Genomic DNA, 21,918 nt, shown 5'->3' on the forward strand with positions numbered 1-21,918 from the left:
GATTTCGTTGCGGCAGGGGTCTCGCTCGCGTCCGAGAACAAAAAAAGCCGCTCCGGGCGGGAGCGGCTTTGCAAGGGGCGAGCGGCGGCTTACGGGCTCTTGAGCAGTTCCTCGACCGTCCAGGGGCCGCGGGCGCCGAACTCGGCGCGGATGGCGGCGACCTGCTCGGGCGTGATGGCGGGGGCGCTGTTGCCCCATTCCGAGCGGACGTAGGTGAGCACGTTGGCGATCTGCTCGTCCTTGAGGATGCCGCCGAAGGGCGTCATCGCGTTGTTGAAGTTGGCGCCCTTGACCGTGATCGGGCCGTTGAGGCCGTAGAGGACGATCTTGATGATGTGCTTCTCGTGCTCGGGCTTGAGGACGAACTCGGAGCCGGCGAGCGGCGGGTAGACGCCGGGGACGCCCTGGCCGGTGGCCTGGTGGCAGGTCATGCAGTTGGCCGTGAACACGCGCTTGCCGAGCATGGCGGGCGTGATGACGGGGCCGGTGGCGACCTGCGCGGAGGGCTTCTGGTGCTCGTTGTAGATCGAGGCGTCGAAGTGGGCCGAGTAGTGCGCGAGGTAGACGGCGCCGAAGAAGATGGCGGCGCACATGATGCCGAGCAGCACGAGCGGGAAGCGCGGGTTGCCCTGGGCCTTCTCGGGTTTGTTCGCCTGGAGGCGGGCGTGAACCTGCTGGAGGCTCTCGTCGGAGGCGCCGGACTGCTCGAGGTGCGAGGGATTTTCGGAGCTCATCTTATTTGCCCTCCTCCTTCTTGGCGTCGGCGACGAAGGGCTTGGCTTCGGGATACTCGTAGGCGTCGTTCAAGCTGCGCAGGTAGGCGACGAGAGCGCGGGCGCGGTGCGTCGGGACGACCTCGTAGCCGGGGGCCGGGGCGGCCTTGCCGGTGAGTTTCAGCGCGTGCGGAGAAGCCTGGCCGGGACGGATCGGATGGACGTCGAAGAGGAAGTCGTAGCTCGGCATGTTGGTGCCGGGAGCGACGGCGTGCGGCGCGTAGAGGATGGTGTAGAGGTAGGCCTCGTCGGCGTAGGCGCGGGCGGCGACGTTGCGGAGGTCCGGGCCGATGCGGCTGGAGCCGAGGAACACGGTCTTCTCGCGGATGTAGTCGCGGGCGACGCTCTGGCGCGTGCCCCACTGGCGGGTGGTGTCGCCGCCGAAGCCGTCGCGCCGCACCTGCTGGGTGTGGCACGAGACGCAGCCGAGGTCCTGATAGACGGCGCGGCCCTGGTCGGCGAGGCCGGTGAGCGGCGCGGGATAGAGCGTCTCCTCGACCGGGTCCTTGTATTGCGTCAGCGAGCCGAGCTGCTTGTGCGCGGAATAGAGGACGGCGCCGGTCGAGAGCGCGAGGACGGCGAAGGCGCCGAAGAAGAGGGCGAGACCGTTTTTCATGCGTGCTGCCCCTCCGAGGCGGTCGTGGCCATGGCGGGCGGATTGGCGAACTCAGCCTTCGGCCCCGTCGCCAGGACGGTGTTGAAGGCGGTCCAGAAGAAGTTGAGGGCGAAGGCGACGTGGCCGACGAGCAGCACCATCAGGGCGACGGTGCGGAAGGCGAGCCAGGGCTTGAGCGCGGCGGTGATGTCGGCGAACGGAACGTTGCTGTTCAGCAGCCGGCCCTGCTCGGAGCCGGCGTAGCCGACGCCGACGACGAGGGCGACAACGCCGAGGAGCGTCAGCCAGAAGTGGATGGCGACGAGCGCGGACGAGTGCCACGGGCGGCCGGCGAGGCGCGGGACGATGAAGTAGGCGGCGCCGAACATCGCGGTGGAGAAGCAGGCGTAGGAGATGACCCAGTCGCGCAGCTCGGGGATGAGCGTGAACTGCGTGTCGACCGCGAAGCCGCGGTTGGAGAGCACGAGGTTCAGCACGGCGCCGAAGAAGAAGGCGACGATGCTGAGGAAGATGAACTTGAAGGTCACGCTGCCCTTGGCGCGGCCGAAGCCGGCGGCGAGGGTCTTGAAGAAGTTCGTGAAGATGATCACGACCGCGGGGATGAGCAGGTAGTTCGCGACCGCGCCGAGGGTCGCGACCCAGGCGGGAACCGGGCCGCCGATGAGGCGCGAGCCGCCGGCGAAGGCGGTGCAGACCACGAGCCACCAGAAGCCGATGCCGGCGAGGTAGTAGTTGTGGATCGGCTGGCCGGTGATCTTCGGGACGAAGTAATAGGCGGCGGCGAGGGCGAGCGGGGTGAACCAGAGGCCGTGGATGCCGTTGACATACCAGGCGTCGACGATGGCCTGCACGACGCCGTGGGTCGGCACGCCGAAGAGCATGGTCTGCGCGACGGCGAAGAGCCACGGGAACCAGAGCACCGCGCCGAAGATATACCACTGCGAGGCGAACACGTTGTCGATGTTGCGCACGCTGAAGGTGGTGATGGCCCAGACGCCCATGGCGGCGTAAGAAACGAGCATCATCAGGGTGACCCAGCGGGGCATCTCGAGCAGATCGAAGGAGGTCGTGCCGCCGACGAGGATACCGATGGCGCCGAGGCCGAGGGTGATGTTCCAGGCCTTGCAGGCGGCGATGAGCCAGCCGCCGTGGCGGAGCGCGGCAGCGGAGAGGCGGGCCATGAGCCAGAGGGCGACGCCGAGGCCGGCGTTGAAGCCCCAGCCGTAGGTGAGGAGGACGTTGGCGGCGGCGCTGACGCGGCCGTAGGTGAACCATTCGCAGCCGGACAGGAAGCCGAGGAAGTCCGGCGTGTGCAGCTGCGTGGCGGCGATGAGTTGGAGCGCGCCGCCGATGATCAACCAGGCGATGGCCTGGCTGAAGAACACGAGAACGGGCCACTTGGCGGAGGCGTCGATCTCCTGCTGCTCGGCGCGAGCGTTGGGGACGGTGGAATTCATCGGCAAATTACTTCCGGGCGTGCTCCTGGGCGGTGAGCTCGATGGCGCGCTCGATGGGGAGGCGGACGATACCCTTGGGCTGGTCGATCCAGCCGTAGGTGGTGGCGTCGGTGCGGGCCTTCTGCTGGAGGTCGGCGAGGGCCTTGGCGCGGCCTTCGGGCGTCATCTTCCAGCGCTGCTCCTCGGCGAAGTCGGCGGGGTTGGCGTTGCCGCGGTTGTCGAAGGCCGGGGCGGGCGCGTAGTAGCGGTTGATCAGCCAGCCGCAGAACACGGCGGCGAGGATCACCACGACGGCGGTGAACACCGGCGTGCGCTGCGGGAAAGCGTAGGCTTGCGGGTTGTCGCTCATGTTAGTGGGCGGTGGAGGCGGCGCCGGCTTCCGGGGCGGTGGCGTCGTGGTGCGTGAGTGACTCGACGATGCGCGGATCGCGGATCGGGATGAGTTTCGCGTCGGCGGTGGCAAAGCTGCGCAGGTAGGCCCAGACGCCGAAGCCGCCCACGCCGACCACGGAGCTGATCACCCAGAGGAGGTTCAGCGAGAGGAACGGCAGCGGGTCGCCGTGCTCATTCTTGAGCGCGGGGAGGATGTTGTAGCAGAGGTCGATCAGGATGGTCGCGAGAATCGCGATGCTGATGCGACGCAGGCCGGCCGGCGTGCTCTTCAGGCGGTAGCTGAGGAGGTAGAGGAACGGCAGGAAGAAGTGGCCGAAGAGGATGACCATGCCGACATACTTCCATTGGTTGGGCAGCCCGTCGCTGTTGTTAATTTCGCGGAGGTTATACCAGAAGGTTTCCTCGGGGACGTTGGCGTTCCAGATCAGGAAGTATTGGGAGAACGTGACGTAGGCCCAGAAGATCGTGAACGCGTGCGAGAGCGTGCCGACGCAGTGCCAGTGGTTCGTGTTGACGATGCCCTTGTAGTCGCCGCGGCCGAGCAGCCAGATCATGATGAACACAAGGACCGCGAGCGCGCCGCGCATGCAGTTGGCGAAGAACCACACGCCATACATCGTGGAGAACCAGTGATACTCGAGGCTCTTCATCCAGTAGATCGCGGCGAAGGTCAGGGAGAGCGCGACGAGCGGGATGCCCATGGCGGCGGTGACGCGGCTCTTGAGCGTCCACTTGACATCGCCGTCCTTGTCCTGGGCGAACGAGGCTTTCCGGAGGCGGGACGACAGCCAGATCCAGATCGCGAAGAATGCGACGGACATGCCGGTGAACATGTTCAGGCTGAGGAAGCCGGCCTTCTTCACGTAGAGCGGGTCGTCGGCGATGGTGCCATGGCCGCCGTGCAGGGGATGACTGAGGTCCATCCACGGCCAGATCAGGCCGGGCTTGACCCAGGCAGAGATCAGCAGCGGGAGAAAGAGGACAGCGAGCGGCAGGAAGGCGGCGAGACCGTGTTCGAGCTGGCGCCGGGGCACGACAGACCAGCCGGCGTCGAAGATGTGGTGGATGAGCACCCACAGCAGCATGCCGATGGCGATGGCGGTGCAGAACGCGAAGCCCACGAGGTAGGCCGTGGCGACGTGTTGCGCCGGCGAGACGGCGAAACCGAGCGCGGTGACCGCGAGGCCGGCGGCACCGACGGCGAGGGCGGTGCCGGTCTTGGGGGCGGAAGGGGCGGAGGCAGTGGCCATGTTATTTCAGCTCCCCTCGGTTGGCGAGCGGGACGTCGTCGAGCTTCGCATGGTGGGCGCGCTGGAGGGCGCGAACGTAGGCGATGACGGCCCAGCGCTCGTCGGGCGAGAGCTTGTCGGCGTAGGGCATCATCGTGTTCTTGCCGTGGGTGATGGTGTTGAAGATCTCGCCCTCGGCCATGGTGCGGAGGCGGTCGTCGTGGTAGGTCGGCGTGGCGACCATGCCGTAGGCCTTGGTGATGCCCTGGCCGTCGCCGTTCACGCCGTGGCAGGGCGCGCAGTAGACGTTGAAGCGGTTCTGGCCGCGGCGGATCATCGTCTCGGAGACTTCAACCGGGAAGCCCTTCACGAAGGAGCCGTCGGCGTTCTTGCCCGCGTAGTGGGCGTCGTCGGCGCGGAGGAAATCCGGGTCGGCCGCGGTGCTGCGGCCGCGCGGCACGGTGCCGGCGGGAGCGGGGCGATCGGCGCGGCCGTCGGCGAAGAACTTCGAAGCGGCCTGGGGCTTGTATTTCGCCTGAAAATCCATGTCCGGGAAGACGATGATCGGCGGCTGCGTGGAGCGCATGCCGCGGAAGCCCGCGATCGAGATCGTCAGGGCGACGGCGAAGAGGAGCGTGTAGTAGGCGTAACGCATGGGTTATTCCTCCAGCTCCGCGATGTCCTGGCCGCCGATCTTCGCGAGCAGCTCGCGCGTGGCGGTGGCGTTGAATTTCGGGTCGTTGGCCTCGATCACGATGAAGAAGCGGTCGTCGAGGGCGCGCACGAACTGCGGCGCCTTCATCACCGGGTGGTAGTGCATCGGCAGGCCGTTGAGGAGGAACATGCCGATGATGGTGGCGAACGCGGTGAAGAGAATCGTCAGCTCGTAGCTCACCGGGAAGGCGAACATGGGCGAGAAGAAGGGCTTGCCGCCGACGATGAGCGGGTAGTCGAACGAGTTCATGAACCAGATCATGCTCATGCCCGTGGTGAAGCCGGTCAGGCCGCCGGCGAGCGAGAAGCGCGGCACGCGCGAGCGGCGCATGCCCATGGCGGCGTCGAGGCCGTGCACGGGGAAGGGCGTGAGCGCGTCCCACTTGGAGTAGCCGGCATCGCGCACGTGCTCGCACGCGTGGTAGAGCGCGGGCGTGGTGTCGAAGGCGGCGATGAGTCCGTAAGTCTTTTTCATGGTCGTGGCCTCCGATTAGTGACCCGAGCCGTGCGGGTCGGCTTGCGGGATGACCGCCTTCACTTCCGACATCGGCATGATGGGCACGAAGCGGATGAAGAGGAGGAACAGGAACGAGAAGACACCGAAGGTGCCGAAGAAGGTGAAGATCTCGACGATCGACGGCGAGTAGTAGCCCCACGAGGAGGGCAGGAAGTCGCGGGCGAGCGAGGTGACGATGATCACGAAGCGCTCGAACCACATGCCGACGTTGACGAAGATCGAGAGGATCCAGACCAGCGTGGTGTTGTTGCGGATCGACTTGAACCAGAAGAACTGCGGCGTGACGACGTTGCAGCCGATCATGATCCAGTAGGCCCAGGCGTAGTGGCCGAACGCGCGGTTGATGAACGCGAAGCCTTCATACGGGTTCGCGCCATACCACGCGATGAAGAACTCCATCGAGTAGGCGTAGCCGACCATGGTGCCCGTGGCCAAGGTGATCTTGCACATGCAGTCGATGTGATACTGCGTGATCAGATCCTCGAGGCGGTAGATGGCGCGGAGCGGCAGCATGAGCGTGAGCACCATGCCGAAGCCCGAGAAGATCGCGCCGGCGACGAAGTAGGGCGGGAAGATCGTCGTGTGCCAGCCGGGGAGCAGCGAGACGGCGAAGTCGAACGAGACGATGGTGTGCACCGAGAGCACGAGCGGCGTGGCGATACCCGCGAGGATGAGGTAGGCCATCTCGTAGTTGCTCCAGTGGCGGTTGGAACCGCGCCAGCCCATGGCGAAGAAACCGTAGATCCGCGCCTTGAGCAGGTTGCCGGCGGCGGTGAAGCGGTCGCGCAGCGTGCCGAGGTCAGGGATGAGGCCGATATACCAGAAGAGCACCGAGACCGTGCCGTAGGTCGAGACCGCGAACACGTCCCACTCGAGCGGCGAACGGAAGTTCTGCCAGATGTAGTTGGCGTTCGGGATCGGGAAGAGATACCAGGCCATCCAGACGCGACCGACGTGGAACACGGGGAAGATGGCGGCGCAGACGACGGCGAAGATCGTCATCGCCTCGGCGGCGCGGTTGACCGACGTGCGCCACTTCTGGCGCAGCAGGCACAAGATCGCGGAGATCAGGGTGCCGGCGTGGCCGATACCGATCCAGAAGACGAAGTTGACGATGTCCCACGCCCAGTTGACCGGGTTGGCGTGACCCCAAACGCCGACGCCGGTGCCGACGAGGTAGATCAGGCCGGCGACGGTGAACGAGGCGACGAAGGCCGCGATGCCAAAGCACCACCACCACCAAGCGGGGGTCGTGCCTTCGACCATGCCGCAGATCTTGTCGGTGATCCACTTGAAGTCGCGGTGATGCTCGACGAGCTCGGCGCGCGGGAGGACCGCGGGCTTGACCTCGGCGAGGATGGGGTGAGCGGCGTGCTCAGCGGAGTGCGCAGCCATTAGTGCTTCCCTCCGTGTTGCTCCTCACCGTGCGCGGCCCCATGGCCTTCGCCGTGCGACGGGTGGTTCTTGCTGTTGTATTCCACCCGGCTGAGCGGGAGGGCCTGATAGTCCGGCATGTGCGGATTGGGATTACGAAGCTTGCCCAGGTAGGTGAGACGCGGGCGGACGTTGAGGTAACCGAGCACCGCGTAGTCGCGCTCCTGCGCCTTGAGTTTCGAAACCTGGCTGTGCGGGTCCTTGATGTTGCCGAACACGATGGCGTCGACCGCGCAGACCTGCTGGCAGGCGGTGCGGATGGTGCCGTCCGGCACCTCGACGTCGCCGCTGGCGCCGGCCTTGCGCTTCTGGGCGATCTTGCCCTGGTTGATGCGCTGGATGCAGAAGGTGCACTTCTCCATCACGCCGCGCATGCGGATCGAGACGTCCGGGTTCTTCACCATCTTGACCAGCTCCGGCATCTCCTTCTGGTGGCCGAGCGGGCCCATGTAGAGGGCGTCGGTCGCGCGCTTGTTGAAATCGAAATAATTGAAGCGGCGAACCTTGTAGGGGCAGTTGTTGGCGCAGTAACGCGTGCCGATGCAGCGGTTGTAGGCCATCGTGTTGATGCCTTCGTCGTCGTGCACGGTGGCGTTGACGGGGCACACGGTTTCGCACGGCGCGGTTTCGCAGTGCTGGCAGGTCATGGGCTGCACGACCGCCTGCGGATCCTCCGGAATCTCCTTGTTGCCCTCGCCGCCGAAGGCGGCGGCGTCGGCCTTGCCGTCCGAGTAGTAGCGGTCGAGGCGGATCCAGTGCATCTCGCGGCCGCGCATGACCTGGTCCTTGCCGACGATCGGAATGTTGTTTTCCGCCTGGCAGGCGATGACGCAGGCGTTGCAGCCGATGCAGGTGTTGAGGTCGATCGACATGCCCCACTGGTGGATGCCGTCGAAGTTCGGGTGCTCGTAGAGCGACTGGCCGCGCTGGGTTTCGGTCGCCTTGACGGCCAGCGGGGCGTTCTTGTCCTTGCCGTAGATCGCCGGCGAGTGCGACTCCATGCCGATGCCGGCGACGAAGGCGGGATTGGCGTTGAACTCGTCGAGGTTGGCCTCGCGCACGATGTCGCGGCCCTCCATCGACCAGTGCTCCTGGGTGTTGGCGAGCTTCTGCTTCGTGCCGGTCACCGTGAGCTTCGCGCCGGTGGCGAAGGACATCGCGGCGCTGGTGCGGACGGTGTAGGCGTTGAAGCCGCCGCCGGTGCCGACGCGACCCGAGTGGGTGCGGCCGTAGCCGAGCGGGAGGACGATGGTGTAGTTCGCCAGGCCGGGCTGGATGTGGATCGGGCCCGAGACCTTGCGGCCGTTGACCTCGACCTCACCGACGTAGGCGAGCTCCTTGCCCTGCTGGTATTCGGCGTTCTCGACGCGCGCGACCTGCGGGTTGCTGCCGTGCGGGTAAACCTTGAGCTCCTTCGCCAGGCGCGGGGAGATGAGGATGGCGTTGTCCCACGAGATCTTGGTGATCGGGTCGGGGCACTCCTGCAGCCAGCCGTTGTTGGCGAAGCGGCCGTCGTCCATCTTGTGGTCGGTGGCGAAGCGGACCTCGAGATTGCCCGAGGCCGGCGCCGTGGTGGCGGAGGCCGAGGCGAGGAGCGCACCGGCGGTGGCGGCGTGGAACGTGACCGCCTCCGGCTTGTAAGCCGAGCCGGCCAGCACGCCGTCGTGGAGGAATTTCTCGAAGGCCTTCTTGTCGCCGCCGGCGAGGCTGGCGATCGTGGTGAAGACCTGCGCGTAGGCGTCGGGGCTCTGCTCGCCGGCGAGGCGGGCGAGGAGCTCGACTTCCATCAGGCCGCCGAAGAGCGGGAGGATCATCGGCTGGATCGGCACGATGGTGCCGTCGAGCGTGCGCGCGTCGGACCACGACTCGAGGTAGTGGGTCGCGGCGAGCGTGGTGCCCGCGAGCGCGGCGGTCTCGTCGGCGTAGTAGCCGAAGCGGACGACGTCCGGCACGGACTTCAGCAGCGCGCCGAACTCGAGGTCGGCGGGCGCGTTGTAGGCCGGGTTGCCGTTGAGGACGAAGAGGGTCTTGACCGAGCCGGCCTTGATCGCGGCGGCGAGCGCCTGGATCGTGGAGGCCGTGCGCGGCTCGGCGGCGACGAACTCGACGGTCGAGCCGAGGTTGCCGAGGTGGGCGTTGATCGCGTTGACGAGGACGTGGACGGCGGCGGGCTGGTGCGCGCCGGCGATGACGATCGACTCGCCGCGGTGTTCCGCGAGGTCCTTGGCGCACTCCTCGATCCACTTCGGATTGACGTCGAGGCCCGCGGCGAGCGCGGCGTGGGCGCTGCTGCCCGTGACGTGGCCGGCGAGCGCGGCGGCGAAGGCGAGGATCTGCGAGCTGGCGAGGCGGAGGCGGTGGTCCGCCATCGAGCCGGTGAGGGTGAACGCGCTCTCCACGACGTAGAGGCGGTTCATCGGGTCGTCCTTCTTCGCGACGCGGCGGCCCTTGGCGAAGGCGCGGGCGTATTCGAGGGCGCCGCCCTCGGCATGGAAGAAGTCGGCGTCGAGCGCGACGACGCGCTTGGCCTTGGCGAAGCGGTAGATCGGCTTCACGTGGCGGCCGAAGGAGGCGAGCGCGGCCTCGGCCGGCGCCTCGTCCTGCACCGGCTCGTATTCGGCCCAGATGGCGCGCGGGAACTTCGCCTTCAGGGCGGCGACGAGGCGGGCGCGGGTCGGCGAGGCGGACTCGTCGGCGAGGAAGGCGAGGCCTTCCCCGTTGCCGGCGTATTGCTTGGCGATCGCGGCGAGCAGGTCGTTGACCGCGGCGGTGTCGATCGCGCTGCCGTTGCGCAGGTGCTGGGTGGCGCGGTCGGGATCGTAGAGATCGAGGACGGAGGCCTGGGCCAGCAGCGAGCTGGCGCCGCCGGTCGGGTCGTAGCTCGGGTTGCCCTCGAGCTTGGTCGGGCGGCCCTGGTGGGTCTCGGCCAGGAGCGGCTGCGCGTGGCGGCGCAGCGGCATGGCGGTGGCGTAGTAGAGCGGGAGGCCCGGGACGATGTATTCGGACGACTTGCCGTAGGGCAGGATGTTCGTCTCGGGGCGGCGGCAGCCGGCGAGGCCGATGCCGCCGAGCGCGAACGAGGCCGCCATGATCTTCATGAACTGACGGCGGTCGACGCCCTCGATCGAGGAGGCGCCGTCGGGGAACTCGCGGGCGAGTTGCTCGCGGAAACCGGGCGTGGCGGCGAGCTCGTCGAGGCTGCGCCAGTAACGGGGGCCGTTCGCGGGAGCGGCGGGATGGTCAAATTTGCGTTTCATCAGCGGTGGCAGCCAGAGCAGCTTTGCGGGGGCTTAACCTTCCAGTCCTTGATCATCTTGTGGGCCTCCTCGAGCCCGGCCTGTTCGGCCACGGTCTTCGAGTTGAGGTTGAAAACGTCCTCCGGCTTGCGGATGCGCGAAGCGGGGTCGCGGTGGCAATCCAGGCAGAAGCCCATCGAGTGGGACTTGTCGTGCCAGACGACGGACATCTCGTTCACCTTGCCGTGGCACTCGACGCAGCTCACGCCGCGATCCACGTGCACGGAGTGGTTGAAGTAGACGTAGTCGGGGGCCTGGTGGATCTTGACCCACGGCACGGGCTCGCCGGTCTCGTAGCTCTTGCGCACCGGCTCGAGCAGCGGGCTCTGGGGCTTGATGATCGAGTGGCAGTTCATGCACGTCTGCGCCGTGGGGACGCTGGACGTGGCGGACTTTTCCACCGAGGCGTGGCAGTAGCGGCAGTCGATCGCGAGGTTGCCCGCGTGGAGCGAGTGGTCAAAGGGGACCGGCTGGATCGGCTGGTAACCGACGCGAAGGTATTTCGGCGTCGAGTAGTAGGTGACGGCGGCGGTCGCGACGCTGCCGAGCACGAACAAAAAGATCACGATCTGCAGCGGCAGAGCGTTCGCGGATTTCGGGAAGATCTTCGACATGGGTCGAGGGGAAGGAGCGCAGGGCGGTTAGAACGTGCCTTCCTGGCGGGGCACGGCGCGCTGCTCGGGGCGCAACGCGATCTCGGTCGGCACCGTGGGCGCGACCGCGCGCGGCTCGGACTTCGCGAGGACCTTGGGAAGGATGCCAACGGCGGCGACGAGGCCGCCCAATTTGGCAAAAAACGATTTGCGCGAACAATTTGGGTTCACGGTGTGTGTGGTTCGGAGCGGCCAGAAAAGGAAGCCGTTCTTGGGAAGTAAAACAAAAATTCCATGCGCGTCCGGCGCCCGGGGGGTATTAGCCCGCGGGAGATTTTGCGCGCCTGCCGCTAATCGCCCGGCGGTCGCGCGATCGGTGGCCGCGGGCCGCGCTTTTTCAGAGGGAAAAACGGGGAGGCGTTGCTCCCCTGCCCCGGCGGCAGCGCGCGCACGCGGTCGCGGCGGCGGCGCGAGGGACCGCGGGGCGATGACACACTTTGCGTCGCGCCCCGCGGCCGAAGCTGGGAGGGCGCGCGCGCCGGCGGGCGCCGGCGGAGGCTCAGGACACGAACTCGCCGTCGCGCATCGGACGGATCTCGTCGCAGCGGTTGGCGATGTCGGGGTTGTGCGTGACGAGCACGACCGCCTGGCCGTTCTCCTTCGCGAGGCGCGTCAGGAGGTCGAAGACCATGGCGGAGTTCTTCTGGTCGAGGTTGCCCGTGGGCTCGTCGGCGAGGATGATCGCCGGCTGGTTCGCGAGCGCGCGCGCGATGGCCACGCGCTGCTGCTCGCCGCCGGAAAGCTGGGTGGCGAGGCGGTGGGTCTTCTCCCCGAGGCCGACGTCGCCGAGGAGCGACTGGGCGCGGGCCGCCATCTCGCTCTCCGACAACTTCCCGAGCTTGCGCATCGGCATCATGACGTTCTCCAGGGCGGAGAACTCCTGCATGAGGAAGTGGAACTGGAAGACGAAGCCGATGTGCTCGCCGCGCGCGGCAGTGCGCTCGAGGTCGCCGCTGTTCGACATCAGCTGCTCGCGGATCCAGATCGAGCCGTCGTCCGGGCGGTCGAGGAGGCCGAGCAGGTAGAGCAGCGTGGATTTGCCGCAGCCGGACGGGCCGACGATGGCCGTGACGCGCCCCGGATGGGCCTCGAACGAGACGCCGCGCAGGACGTGGACGCGCCCCTCGCCCTGGCCGAGGTAGCGGTGCAGGTTCTCGCAACGAAGCGCGATCGGCAGGGTTGGCGTCGGGATGCTCATTGCGAGGTGCCGCGAATGATGTCGCCCGGTTCCAGCTTGGCCGCACGCCGCGCGGGGATGAGGGAGGCAGTCATGACGACGATCGCCGCGGTGACGGTTGCCGCCACATAATGCCAGATCGACCACGCGACGACGAAGCTATCGGTGGTGAAGATGCCGCGGATGCGGATCGGCAGCTTGGAGACACCGTAGGTCACGCCAGCACCGAAGGCCCATCCGAGAACGGTGCCGATGATCAGCACGATCGTCCCCTGCCAGATGAAAATATGCGAGATGTCACGCCGCGTGTAGCCCATCGAGCGGAGGATCGCAATTTCCTTGGTCTTCTCCATGACGATCATCGCAAGCGTATTGAACATGCCCAGGCCAGAGATAAGGATGATCGTCGAAACGGTGAGGGCTGAGGAGACGCGCAGCGCTCGAAATACCTCGAGCCAGGTTTTCTCACGCTCCTGCCAGCCTTGCGCGCCGTGACGGAAAACATTTTCCATTTGAGCGGCATCCTGCGGGGCGCGATCCTTATCGAAGAGGGCCACCTGGATGAAACTTGCGCCAGTGGTTTTCTTGAGAAGCGAACGCGCCTCCCCGAGGTGCATGTAGATCCGGACCTTGTCGATATCACTCACGCCGGTCTCGTAGATAGCGCTGACGCGGTAGCGGCGCTGCTGGTCGCCGGCGCGCAGGATGAGCGAATCGCCGACGCTGACCTGTAGACGGCTGGCGAGCACGGACCCCAAGAGCACGCCGGTGGGCGTGGAGCGATAATCTTCCAACGAGCCGCGCGAGATCTGGTGCTCGAGATCGGAAACGGCGAGATGGTTTTCGAGACGGATGCCGTAGACTTGGGCAGTGTCGTTTTTGAAGGAGCTGTCGGCGACAACGGAGCCGCGCACGACCATGGAGGCGCCGGAGACGTTCTGGAACTCCTTCAGCGCCTGCATCAGGAGCTCGGGGTCCTCCACCCCTTCGATATATTTGCGCCCCTCGCGGGCCGAGACCAGGAACTTGCTTGCATTCGCATCGTGCCCCGCGGCGGACATCGCGTAGATGGTGTCCTGGAACTTGTCCTCGATTCGGATGGCACCGTTGGTGCCGAGGATGGTTTTGATGAAGAAGTCTTCGAAACCGCTCGTCTGCGCCTGCGTGACGATGAAGAAGCCGACACCAAAGACGATGCCAGCGAGGCTCATGAGCATCGAGCGCTTCTTGGCGGTCAGGAAGCGGACGGCGATGCGGAGATTCGTCGTAACGGCGGCCACGCGAGAAAACTACTGCTGCGTCCGCACGGCCTGCGTGCGCACGCTGTCGCCGTCGCGGAAGCGGTCCTGCTCCTCGACAACAACGAGTTCGTCCGTCTGCAGACCCTTGGTGATCTCGACTTGGTTAAGTCCCTCGTAGCCCTTCTCGACTTTGCGTCGCTGAAGCCGGCTGCCATTGACGACGTAGACGTAATCGCCGATCAGAGCGCGGCGCGGTATGAGAACCGCATTTTTACGCTCAGAAATGATGATGCTAACCTCGCCGGTCAGACCGGGCACGAGCACGCGCCCTTCGGGCAGGGAGACGTCGAGGAAAACCGTGTAGCGCTGTGTCGCCGAGTCGGCCGAAGGGAGGATTTTTGAAACGACCGCATTGTATTGGTCGGCCCCATAGGTCAGGAATCGCACCGAGGCCTTCTGGCCGACCTTCACCGTGGCGAATTTTTCCTCGCTTAGCTTGGCCTCCACGGTGCGGGTCGTGGCCATGACGGTGGCGATGGGGGTGTTGCCGCCGATGAGATCGCCCACACGCGCAAGCACGGCGGTGACGACGCCGTCGGCCGGAGCGATGACGGTCATTTTGGTGCGCTCGCGTTCCTTTGAACGCAGGCTGTTCTCCAGCGTCTGGAGCGACAGCTTCAAATTTACCTCGTCGAGGTCCATGCGCTGCTCGAGCTGCTGGAGCAAACGGCGCTGTTTCTCGAGTTCGACCTGCGGGTAGACCCCGGCCTCGGCCTGACGAGCATAATTCGCGACGGTGTCGCGCATGTTCAGCACGTCGGCGCGCAAGGTGGAGCCGACCTCGACCTTGCGCTTGGCGGCGGCGATTTCGTTCTTGATGCGCTCGATCTCGAGATCGATGTCGCCGGTGTCGAGCTGCACCAAGACGTCGCCGCGGAAGACGCGCTTACCGACGTCGAGCGCGCTAGCGAGCACGCGTCCGCCCACCTCGCTCTTCAGCTCATTGGCGAACTCCGCTTTAACCTCAACCGTGCCCTGCACGGTATTGACGGCGGTGCCGCGCTCGGCTGGCGCAACTAACGCCACCGGGCGCATGAGGAAACCGACTCCCCACACCAAAGCGGCGAGGAAGACGATCACGAGGCCGATGCGCAACGGCCACCGGCTGCCGGATGTTTTCGCTTTCATCACTTGACAGGGAGTGCTGCGGCCAGCGGGTCTTGGCTCAAGGTGCCGAGAAATTCGCCGATTTTCGCCAAATAATCCAGACGTGCGTTATAGGCGTAATAGCGTTGGTCGTAGAGCGCGAGCTCGGCAAGGGAGACGTCGGACTCCGACGCCACGCCTCGCTTGAATTCGGCCTGCTTAGCGCGCAGGTTCGACTCAGCGGCAACGAGCGAGCGATCGGAAATCGCCATCGTGCGCGCAGCAAAATTGATGAATCGGGCCTGCGCCTGGGCCTGCTGAGCGATGCGATCCTTGGCCTCGGCAAGGTCGCTTTCGGCTTGGCGACGGCGGGCGAGTGCGCTGCGGATGCCGGCTTGGGTGGCAAAGCTGTCAAAGATTGTCCAAGAAACTGAGACCCCGATGTAGTTGGACGTGATGCGATACTTTGCCGCGTTATTGATGGAGAAGCTCTGCTCGTCCTGGCTGGTGCCCAAGACGGCGCTCATCTTGGGGCGCAGGCGTGTTTTCTGATTCCGGTATTGCAGGTTCTGGATCTCGACTTGCCGGCTGAGATTCACCACCTCGTTGTTCGGCAGATCCTTGGCTGAAAGGAAAGCCGCCAGCAACTCGTCAACCGCCGACGCATCGTAGCCGACGACGGGCACTTCGTCCGGTATCTGGTCGTCACTGATAGACGGAAGTCCGCTGAGGCGCGCGAAGGCATGCTTGGCGGCGTCGAATTCGAACTCGACGCGTTCGAGATTGATTTGCCCCTGCTCAGCGCTGAGCCGAATCGGGTAGATCTCGAGGTCCGAAATTACTTTTTTGGCGAGACGCTCCTCGGCGATCTTTACTTGCTGCTGCGCGTAGGCGAGCGCCCGGCGAGCGCGCGCCAGCTGGGATTTCTGCACGATCAGCGCACCGTATTTGCCGCGTAACTCCTGCGCGAGCTGGCGGTAAGCCTCGCGATAGTTGCCCTCGGCGATTTGTTTCGCGATCTCGCTACCGCGGTAGTTGTTGCGCCGCTCTCCCCAGTAGAACACTGGTTGCGTAATGGAGAAATCGTAGTAAACCTTGTTGACGTTGATGGTCTCGGCCAAGTCGGCGCGGTCGTCACGCGAGGCGATCTGGCGATAGCTGCCGCCGACGTAGGGGAGCAGATTGGAGCGCGACTCGATGCGGTTATTTTCTGCGATTTCGAGATCGAGCGCACGACTAAGCATGCGCGGGGACTGCTGCATGGCTTGCTGCAGGATGGGGCTCAGGCCCGGCATCGCGCGCTCCGGCAAGGCCAGATTGTCCACCGGCGCAGCCCAGAGCGCACGAACACCCAGCACAGCCACAAACAGAAACGTAGGGCGGAATTTCATAACGAGTTTCGTCAAAGCGCCGCAAAGAGCAGGCATTGGCAATCCGGAAATGGCTCTTCGGGGAAAGCCCTTGCTACTCAGTCGCAATGAGCGCTAGACCAGTGACAATGTTCGGAGCGACAGCCGCTACTCTCAAAACTCTTTGGCAGCATAAATCGCTGTGGTGGCAGTTTACCAAGCGCCAGGTCGAGCTGCGACACAAGGGCACGCACCTCGGGTTGATCTGGAGCATCGTCACGCCGCTGCTGCTGCTCGCGCTCTACGTGCTGGTGTTCGGTTTCATCTTCGGCGGCCGCTTCCGGGCCGACGCGACGGCGGAAACGCGGATCGAATACGCGCTCGTCGTTTTTCTCGGGCTGGCGATCCATCACTTCGTCTCTGAAATCATGGCGCTGGGGCCGACGCTCATCCTGGCCAACCCCAACTTCGTGAAGAAGGTGGTGTTCCCGCTCGAGATCCTGCCGGCGGCCGCGGTCGGCTCGGCCGCGCTGCACTTTGGGATCACGCTCAGCCTGGTGTTCATCGGCGCGCTCGTCACGGGTGCCCCGCTGGGCTGGGGAGTGCTGTGGCTGCCGGTGATCCTGCTGCCGCTGCTGATCGGCGCCTTCGGCGTCGCGCTGGCGCTCGCGGCACTCGGGGTGTTCTGGCGCGACATCGCACAAGTGACGCAATTCTTCGCCCTCGCGCTGCTGTTCGCCAGCGCGGTGTTCTATCCGGTGAGCCAGATTCCGGGAGGCGTGTGGTATTTTTTGCGCTTCAACCCGCTCATCCATTTCATCGATGAGGCACGCGCGGTGACGTTCTGGCACCGCTCGCCCAATCCGGTGCACGTGGGGTATCTTTATGCCTCGGCGGCGCTGCTGCTCGTGGTGGGCGCCACCGCGTTCAAGCGGTTGCGCTGCCATTTCGCGGATGTTCTCTAGTTCGACACTCGCGAATTTTCATCGCGATCTGCGCCGCTACTTTGCTTCGGGATGGGCTTGTCTCCTTCCCTATGTGGCGGCGTTTGCCGTGTTCCGCCTCGGCCACTTGCCAGCCACCTCGGGGCCGGCGTCGTTGCTCACGATCTTCTGGCTGTTGCATGCGCTCCATCTCACCGGCGCCGTGCTCCTCGCGGTGCAGCAATGGCAGCGCTGGGGCTCGCGCCGCGTGCTGGGCTTCGCTGCGCCCTGGCTGCTGCTCGGCGCCTTCTACTGTGCACCCGGGCCCTACCTAGAATTTCCGGCCGACGGATGGGAGCATCTGCGGCGCATCACTGTTTGGGCGAACTGCGCTTTCGTCGACCAGCATCCCGAGCCCACCAAAGCGGCCTATTTCTTCATTTATTCCTTCTGGAGGATCGCGCCGGAGGGAGGGCAGTTCACCGCATTGGCGCTCTACGGGACCGGAGTCAGCCTGCTCTTCAGCTGGGTGAGCTATCGGCTGGCACGCTCACTTGGGTTCGACCGGCGCTTGGCTTTCGTTGCTGCACTCGTGCACAGCCTCGTGCTCGGAAACAACACCTTCTCCTTTCTCCGCTATTACGGTTTTTCGTCCACTCCGTGGGCTCAAATTGCCGTCGTCGCGTTGCTGGCATCCGTGGCGCGGTGGCTCCGTAAAGTTCCTCCGCTCCGCGAGGTCCTCGTCCAAGGAGGGTGTTGGGCATTCTTGATCTACTGGAGTCATCGCCAAGGATTCGGGCTGGCTGCGGTGGGGACGGCGGGACTGCTGTTCGCCGTGTTGATGCGCAACGTGCGCCGGTTAGCCGCGACGGCCGGCATCGCGATGCTGGCAGCTGCGCTGCTCTGGCTGTTGGGGCCAACTCCCCTCGTCGCCACTGCGCGCGCCCAAGGCTGGCTCAACCACTGGTATGGGGTCGACCTGCTCTGTCTCGGTGGTCCCGCGTTCGCCCGGACCAACCAGATCCTGGGCCTCGTCGGGTGGATTAACGCCCTCGCCGCGCTCGTTGTCTGGAGACGTTACCCTTCGCTGACCGCGCTCACCTTCGGACCACTGCTGCTGCTCCTGCACCCGGCTTCCGGCTACCTGTTGGCGCACGGGCTGGCCGAAGCGAACGGTGCGGGCTTCCTGCTGTTCCATCGGGTGCTGCTGGTGATCCCGAATGGTTTCGCCCTTGTCGCCCTCGCCGGACTCGCGGTCCGGCATCGGACCGGCAGCGGAATCCCCCCTGAAATCCGAGGCGTGATTGCGGCGGCGGTGGCCGTCCTGCTGCTGGCAACGCTACCGGGCGGAGGCCCGGTCTACAACCGCTGGTGGCACTCGACCGCCAAGGTGCCGGACGACCTGGCGCTTCGGAATCTGGACCGCGCGATCGCGCCTCTGGCTGCAGCGAGCGAGAATCACTCGGCGTTTCTCGTCGGCTCGCCGACGGCGCTTTTCGTCTGGGAAATCCGCCATCCGCAGCCCAACGCGCTGAGCCCGCTCTACGAACACCGGTTGTATCATTACCCGCAGCGCCGGAGCCCAGTCGACGACCTCAACGTGACCGCCGCCTACAGGGCCAACCCGACCGCACGCAACGTCCTGTTCGTCCAAGCGCGACCAACATCGACCGAGACCCCAGGCTCCACAGCCGCGCGGCTGTCCGAACACTGGAATTCCTACGAAGTGGCATTGAGCACGGTCGACGAGAATCTGCTGCGCAAAGCGGGCTTCCAGCCACTCGTGAAGGACGCGGAGGGCTCGGTCACCGCCGTGCGCAAATAGTCCGCACAACGGTGGGACTCCCCCAGGTCGCGCCCGCGCGAGCACGGAGGAAGAGCCGCGACGAAGGGACAAGGCGGCCCGCCGGCAACCGTGGTCGCCCCGTATGCCGGGCCTCACGGTGCGCCAAGGTCGGGCAGCCCCCCTCCTCACGATGATCATCAGAGCCCCGAATCAACTGTTACGGCGCGGATTTCTTGTCGCACTCCTGTTATGGCCGCACCTCCGTGCAACCTATTTGTCACGGACTACAGCAACACCGTCATCCGCCGCGTCACGATGGCAGGCAACGTCAGCACGTTCGCCGGCACGCCAGGCATCTGGGTCGCGGTGGACAACGAAGCGCACTCCGCCCACTTTAACTACCCCGACGGCATCACGATCAACGATCAGGGCATCATCTTCGTATCGGACTCCAACAATCCCACGATCCGCAAGATCACGCCCGATGGCATGGTGAGCACGTTCGCCGGCTCGCTCCTCGAATCCGGCAACGCGGACGGTCACGCCAGCGCGGCTCGCTTCGATACGTCCACGAGGATCGTCGTAGGCCGCGACGGCATCCTCTTCGTCGCCGACAGCCACAACTACACCATCCACTAAATCTATCCCAAAGGACTCGTCGCTACGATCGGCGGCATGAAAGCGGCCCACGCCGACTGCAATGGCGACCAAAACTACGACAGCCTAGCACAGAACCCACAGACCGGCGAAAAGGTTGTGATCGTGATGAATGGCTTCAGCGTCAGCGAGACCGTCTCGCGCGTCTTCCATCCCGGCTGGACCGTCGCCATTGGCGACTTCAACGGCAATAACTACTCCGACATCGTGTGGTATAACCCTGGACGGGGCAGCTCGGCCTCCGGCTGCTCGCGAATCTCGAAAGCCGCGGCTGGGTTGACCTCGGCAACCGTCCCGGACTCGGGCTCCGCAACTGAACCTCATCGCCCTCCTCCTCCTCGCTATGGTCGCTCGCGCCACGGAGTTTTCGTTGACAACAGCCTCGCTTGACTCGCCACAACACGCGTGATGAACCTGAGCGCGACATGCGCACAATCACTCTCGCTCAAGTAGGTTGCGGATATTGGGGTCCGAATCTTCTGCGAAATTTCAACGCGCTGCCGGGCTGCCGCGTGGCCTGGCTGGTGGAGCCGGATCCGGCCCGACAGAAATTCGCCCAAGCCGCGATTCCCGGCCTCCGGGTGACGAGCAGCCTGGCGGAGGTATTGGCGGCGACGGAAGTGGATGGTGTCGTCATCGCCACGCCCGCCGCGACCCATTTTGAACTGGCGATGCAATGCCTCACGGCGGGCAAGCACGTGTTTGTGGAGAAGCCGCTGGCGACGCGCGTGAGCGAGGTGGACGCGATCGAGCAACTCGCCCGGACCAAGAACTGTGTCGTCATGGCCGGACACACCTTCCTCTTCAACAACGCCGTCCGCTATGTCCGCAAGCTGATCGAACGCGGCGAACTCGGTGACCTGCGCTACATCTACAGCCAGCGCCTCAACCTCGGCCGGGTGCGCTCGGACATCGATGCGCTCTGGAACTTCGCACCCCACGACATCAGCATCATTCAATACTGGCTCGGTGATCCGAGTCCGCTCGCGGTGCACCGCACGGGTGTCGCATTTCTCCAGAAAGAGATCGAGGACGTGGTCTTCCTCTCCGTCCGCTATCCCAACAAGGTGATGGCGAACATTCACGTGAGCTGGGTCGATCCGCAGAAGGTCCGCAAGATCGTCGTTGTCGGCTCAAAGAAGATGGTGGTCTACGACGACGTGGCGGAGGACAAGATCGCCATCTTCGACAAGGGCGTCGATCGCGTCGCCAAGGTCGGCGAAAACATGGACTACGACGCGCCGGGAAACTGGAACTTCAACTATCGCTCCGGCGACGTCCTGTTGCCGAAGATCGACTGGGTGGAACCGCTCCGCGTCGAAGCCCAGCATTTCGTCGACTGCATCCGGCAAGCCGCAACGCCGCTCACCGGCCTCGCGCACGCCCGGCAGGTCGTCTCGATCTTGGAACAAGCCACCGCCACCCGCACATGAAGACCATCCTCGCCACGGCTTCCGGCGGGCCCTCGACCCTCAGCTTCACCCGCAGCCTCCGCGACGCGGACCCGTCGCGGACGAAATATCGCCTCATCGGCACGGACTGCGACCCGTTCAACATCCACCGCTCCGAAGTCGACGCGTTTTTCATCTGCCCGAAGGCCACCGATCCCGGCTACATCCCCTTTCTCGTCGACCTGATCCGCCGCGAGAAAGTCGACTTCCTTCATTCGCAGCCCGAAATCGAGGCGTTCACAATCGGCAAATATCGCGCCGAGATCGCAGCCACCGGCTGCCGCCTGTTCATGCCGGCACAGGCCACGATCGAGCTCCTGCGCGACAAATGGAGCTCCTATCAGATCTGGCAGAATGCCGGCATCAAGGTGCCCGAAAACATCTTCCTGAACGAACCGGCGGACCTGCGCCGCGCTTTCGACCGCTTCGGCGCCGACATCTGGATCCGCGAGACCGTCGGGGCGGCCGGCAAAGGATCCCTCTCCCGGCCGACGTATGAGACCGCCCTCGACCATCTCAACGCCACCAAAGCCTGGGGCCATGCCGTCGCCGCTGAGCACCTGAGCAAGGAAACGGTAACGTGGCAGTCAATCTGGCACGACGGCAAACTCGTCGTCGCCCAAGGCCGTCGCCGGCTGAACTGGGCCTTCGGCAACCGCGCGCAGTCGGGCGTCACCGGCCTCACGGGCGTCGGCGAAACCATCGGCGATCCCCAACTCGACGAGTTGGCGGTGCGGTGCATCCGCGCGGCCGACCCTACCCCCAACGGCATCTTCAGCGTCGACTTCACCTACGATCTCCGTGGCGTGCCCAACCCCACTGAGATCAACATCGCGAAGTTTTTCACCACGCACCATTTCATCACGCGCGCCGGCTGCAACATGCCCGAGATCCTCGTCGCTCTTGCCTTCGGCGAGTATCGCGGCCCCTACGGCGTCTGCAACCCTTGCGAAAGCGGGCTGCTGTGGATCCGAGGCATCGACATTGAGCCGGTCATGATTCGTCGCGCCGACTTCGAAGCCGCCCGCGCGGAGTTCGAACGCACGCGCGCCCGACTCAAGTGAAGGTCCTTGTCACCGGCTCGCGCGGGTTCATCGGCCGGAGCT

Annotated in this window: 21 protein-coding genes; 6 read left to right on the forward strand and 15 right to left on the reverse strand. The window is 65.2% G+C overall.

Annotation, left to right across the window (positions count from 1 at the left end):
* Window positions 1-89: 89 nt before the first annotated feature.
* The 15 genes from ACMYLB_RS18595 to ACMYLB_RS18665 all read right to left on the reverse strand — a co-directional run bounded on the left by ACMYLB_RS18595 (window position 90) and on the right by ACMYLB_RS18665 (window position 16,037).
* Window positions 90-734 (reverse strand): c-type cytochrome, encoded by a 645-nt coding sequence (locus ACMYLB_RS18595; protein ID WP_415908436.1) that lies wholly within the window; start codon window positions 732-734, stop codon window positions 90-92.
* Window position 735: 1 nt separating this feature from the next.
* Window positions 736-1,389, reverse strand: coding sequence for a cbb3-type cytochrome c oxidase subunit II (locus ACMYLB_RS18600; protein WP_415908437.1), 654 nt, complete (start codon window positions 1,387-1,389; stop codon window positions 736-738).
* The gene (locus ACMYLB_RS18605; RefSeq protein ID WP_415908438.1) at window positions 1,386-2,846 is read right to left on the reverse strand and encodes a cbb3-type cytochrome c oxidase subunit I; all 1,461 of its coding nucleotides are present in this window, start codon (window positions 2,844-2,846) and stop codon (window positions 1,386-1,388) included. Before ACMYLB_RS18605 ends, ACMYLB_RS18600 begins: the two co-directional genes overlap by 4 nt.
* A gap of 7 nt (window positions 2,847-2,853) precedes the next feature.
* Window positions 2,854-3,195 (reverse strand): hypothetical protein, encoded by a 342-nt coding sequence (locus ACMYLB_RS18610; RefSeq protein ID WP_415908439.1) that lies wholly within the window; start codon window positions 3,193-3,195, stop codon window positions 2,854-2,856.
* A 1-nt stretch (window position 3,196) separates the two neighbouring features.
* Complete coding sequence (locus ACMYLB_RS18615; protein ID WP_415908440.1) at window positions 3,197-4,489, reverse strand: hypothetical protein; 1,293 nt, start codon at window positions 4,487-4,489, stop codon at window positions 3,197-3,199.
* 1 nt (window position 4,490) lies between these two features.
* Window positions 4,491-5,123: a c-type cytochrome gene (locus ACMYLB_RS18620; RefSeq protein ID WP_415908441.1), complete on the reverse strand. Its 633-nt coding sequence runs from the start codon at window positions 5,121-5,123 to the stop codon at window positions 4,491-4,493.
* Window positions 5,124-5,126: 3 nt separating this feature from the next.
* The gene (locus ACMYLB_RS18625; protein ID WP_415908442.1) at window positions 5,127-5,657 is read right to left on the reverse strand and encodes a DUF3341 domain-containing protein; all 531 of its coding nucleotides are present in this window, start codon (window positions 5,655-5,657) and stop codon (window positions 5,127-5,129) included.
* A gap of 15 nt (window positions 5,658-5,672) precedes the next feature.
* The gene (gene nrfD / locus ACMYLB_RS18630) at window positions 5,673-7,094 is read right to left on the reverse strand and encodes an NrfD/PsrC family molybdoenzyme membrane anchor subunit (RefSeq protein ID WP_415908443.1); all 1,422 of its coding nucleotides are present in this window, start codon (window positions 7,092-7,094) and stop codon (window positions 5,673-5,675) included.
* Window positions 7,094-10,390, reverse strand: a complete 3,297-nt coding sequence (locus ACMYLB_RS18635) for a TAT-variant-translocated molybdopterin oxidoreductase (protein ID WP_415908444.1) — start codon at window positions 10,388-10,390, stop codon at window positions 7,094-7,096. The genes nrfD and ACMYLB_RS18635 overlap by 1 nt, the downstream gene beginning before the upstream one ends.
* Window positions 10,390-11,043 carry a cytochrome c3 family protein gene (locus ACMYLB_RS18640; RefSeq protein WP_415908445.1) on the reverse strand — a complete coding sequence of 218 codons (654 nt, stop codon included), beginning with the start codon at window positions 11,041-11,043 and terminating at the stop codon, window positions 10,390-10,392. The genes ACMYLB_RS18635 and ACMYLB_RS18640 overlap by 1 nt, the downstream gene beginning before the upstream one ends.
* A 27-nt stretch (window positions 11,044-11,070) precedes the next feature.
* The gene (locus ACMYLB_RS18645; protein ID WP_415908446.1) at window positions 11,071-11,214 is read right to left on the reverse strand and encodes a hypothetical protein; all 144 of its coding nucleotides are present in this window, start codon (window positions 11,212-11,214) and stop codon (window positions 11,071-11,073) included.
* Between the two features lie 367 nt (window positions 11,215-11,581).
* A complete protein-coding gene (locus ACMYLB_RS18650) occupies window positions 11,582-12,280 on the reverse strand; it encodes an ABC transporter ATP-binding protein (RefSeq protein ID WP_415908447.1) in 699 nt (232 codons plus the stop codon).
* Complete coding sequence (locus tag ACMYLB_RS18655; protein WP_415908448.1) at window positions 12,277-13,539, reverse strand: ABC transporter permease; 1,263 nt, start codon at window positions 13,537-13,539, stop codon at window positions 12,277-12,279. Before ACMYLB_RS18655 ends, ACMYLB_RS18650 begins: the two co-directional genes overlap by 4 nt.
* Before the next feature lie 9 nt (window positions 13,540-13,548).
* The gene (locus ACMYLB_RS18660) at window positions 13,549-14,688 is read right to left on the reverse strand and encodes an efflux RND transporter periplasmic adaptor subunit (protein ID WP_415911117.1); all 1,140 of its coding nucleotides are present in this window, start codon (window positions 14,686-14,688) and stop codon (window positions 13,549-13,551) included.
* Window positions 14,688-16,037 (reverse strand): TolC family protein, encoded by a 1,350-nt coding sequence (locus ACMYLB_RS18665; RefSeq protein ID WP_415908449.1) that lies wholly within the window; start codon window positions 16,035-16,037, stop codon window positions 14,688-14,690. Before ACMYLB_RS18665 ends, ACMYLB_RS18660 begins: the two co-directional genes overlap by 1 nt.
* A 218-nt stretch (window positions 16,038-16,255) precedes the next feature.
* On the opposite strand from ACMYLB_RS18665, the gene ACMYLB_RS18670 reads away from it, so the two are divergent.
* The 6 genes from ACMYLB_RS18670 (at window position 16,256) to ACMYLB_RS18695 (ending at window position 21,876) form a co-directional block, all read left to right on the forward strand.
* Window positions 16,256-16,960, forward strand: coding sequence for an ABC transporter permease (locus ACMYLB_RS18670; RefSeq protein ID WP_415908450.1), 705 nt, complete (start codon window positions 16,256-16,258; stop codon window positions 16,958-16,960).
* The gene (locus ACMYLB_RS18675) at window positions 16,950-18,743 is read left to right on the forward strand and encodes a hypothetical protein (protein ID WP_415908451.1); all 1,794 of its coding nucleotides are present in this window, start codon (window positions 16,950-16,952) and stop codon (window positions 18,741-18,743) included. The genes ACMYLB_RS18670 and ACMYLB_RS18675 overlap by 11 nt, the downstream gene beginning before the upstream one ends.
* A 210-nt stretch (window positions 18,744-18,953) precedes the next feature.
* Window positions 18,954-19,343, forward strand: a complete 390-nt coding sequence (locus tag ACMYLB_RS18680; protein WP_415908452.1) for a hypothetical protein — start codon at window positions 18,954-18,956, stop codon at window positions 19,341-19,343.
* A 36-nt stretch (window positions 19,344-19,379) separates the two neighbouring features.
* A complete protein-coding gene (locus ACMYLB_RS18685; RefSeq protein ID WP_415908453.1) occupies window positions 19,380-19,751 on the forward strand; it encodes an FG-GAP repeat protein in 372 nt (123 codons plus the stop codon).
* A 35-nt stretch (window positions 19,752-19,786) separates the two neighbouring features.
* The gene (locus ACMYLB_RS18690; RefSeq protein WP_415908454.1) at window positions 19,787-20,794 is read left to right on the forward strand and encodes a Gfo/Idh/MocA family protein; all 1,008 of its coding nucleotides are present in this window, start codon (window positions 19,787-19,789) and stop codon (window positions 20,792-20,794) included.
* On the forward strand, window positions 20,791-21,876 hold the full coding sequence (locus ACMYLB_RS18695) for a carboxylate--amine ligase (protein ID WP_415908455.1): 1,086 nt from the start codon (window positions 20,791-20,793) through the stop codon (window positions 21,874-21,876). The genes ACMYLB_RS18690 and ACMYLB_RS18695 overlap by 4 nt, the downstream gene beginning before the upstream one ends.
* Window positions 21,877-21,918 lie beyond the last annotated feature (42 nt).

The sequence above is a fragment of the Oleiharenicola sp. Vm1 genome, assembly GCF_047777955.1.
In the GTDB taxonomy this organism is placed as follows: Bacteria; Verrucomicrobiota; Verrucomicrobiia; order Opitutales; family Opitutaceae; genus Didemnitutus.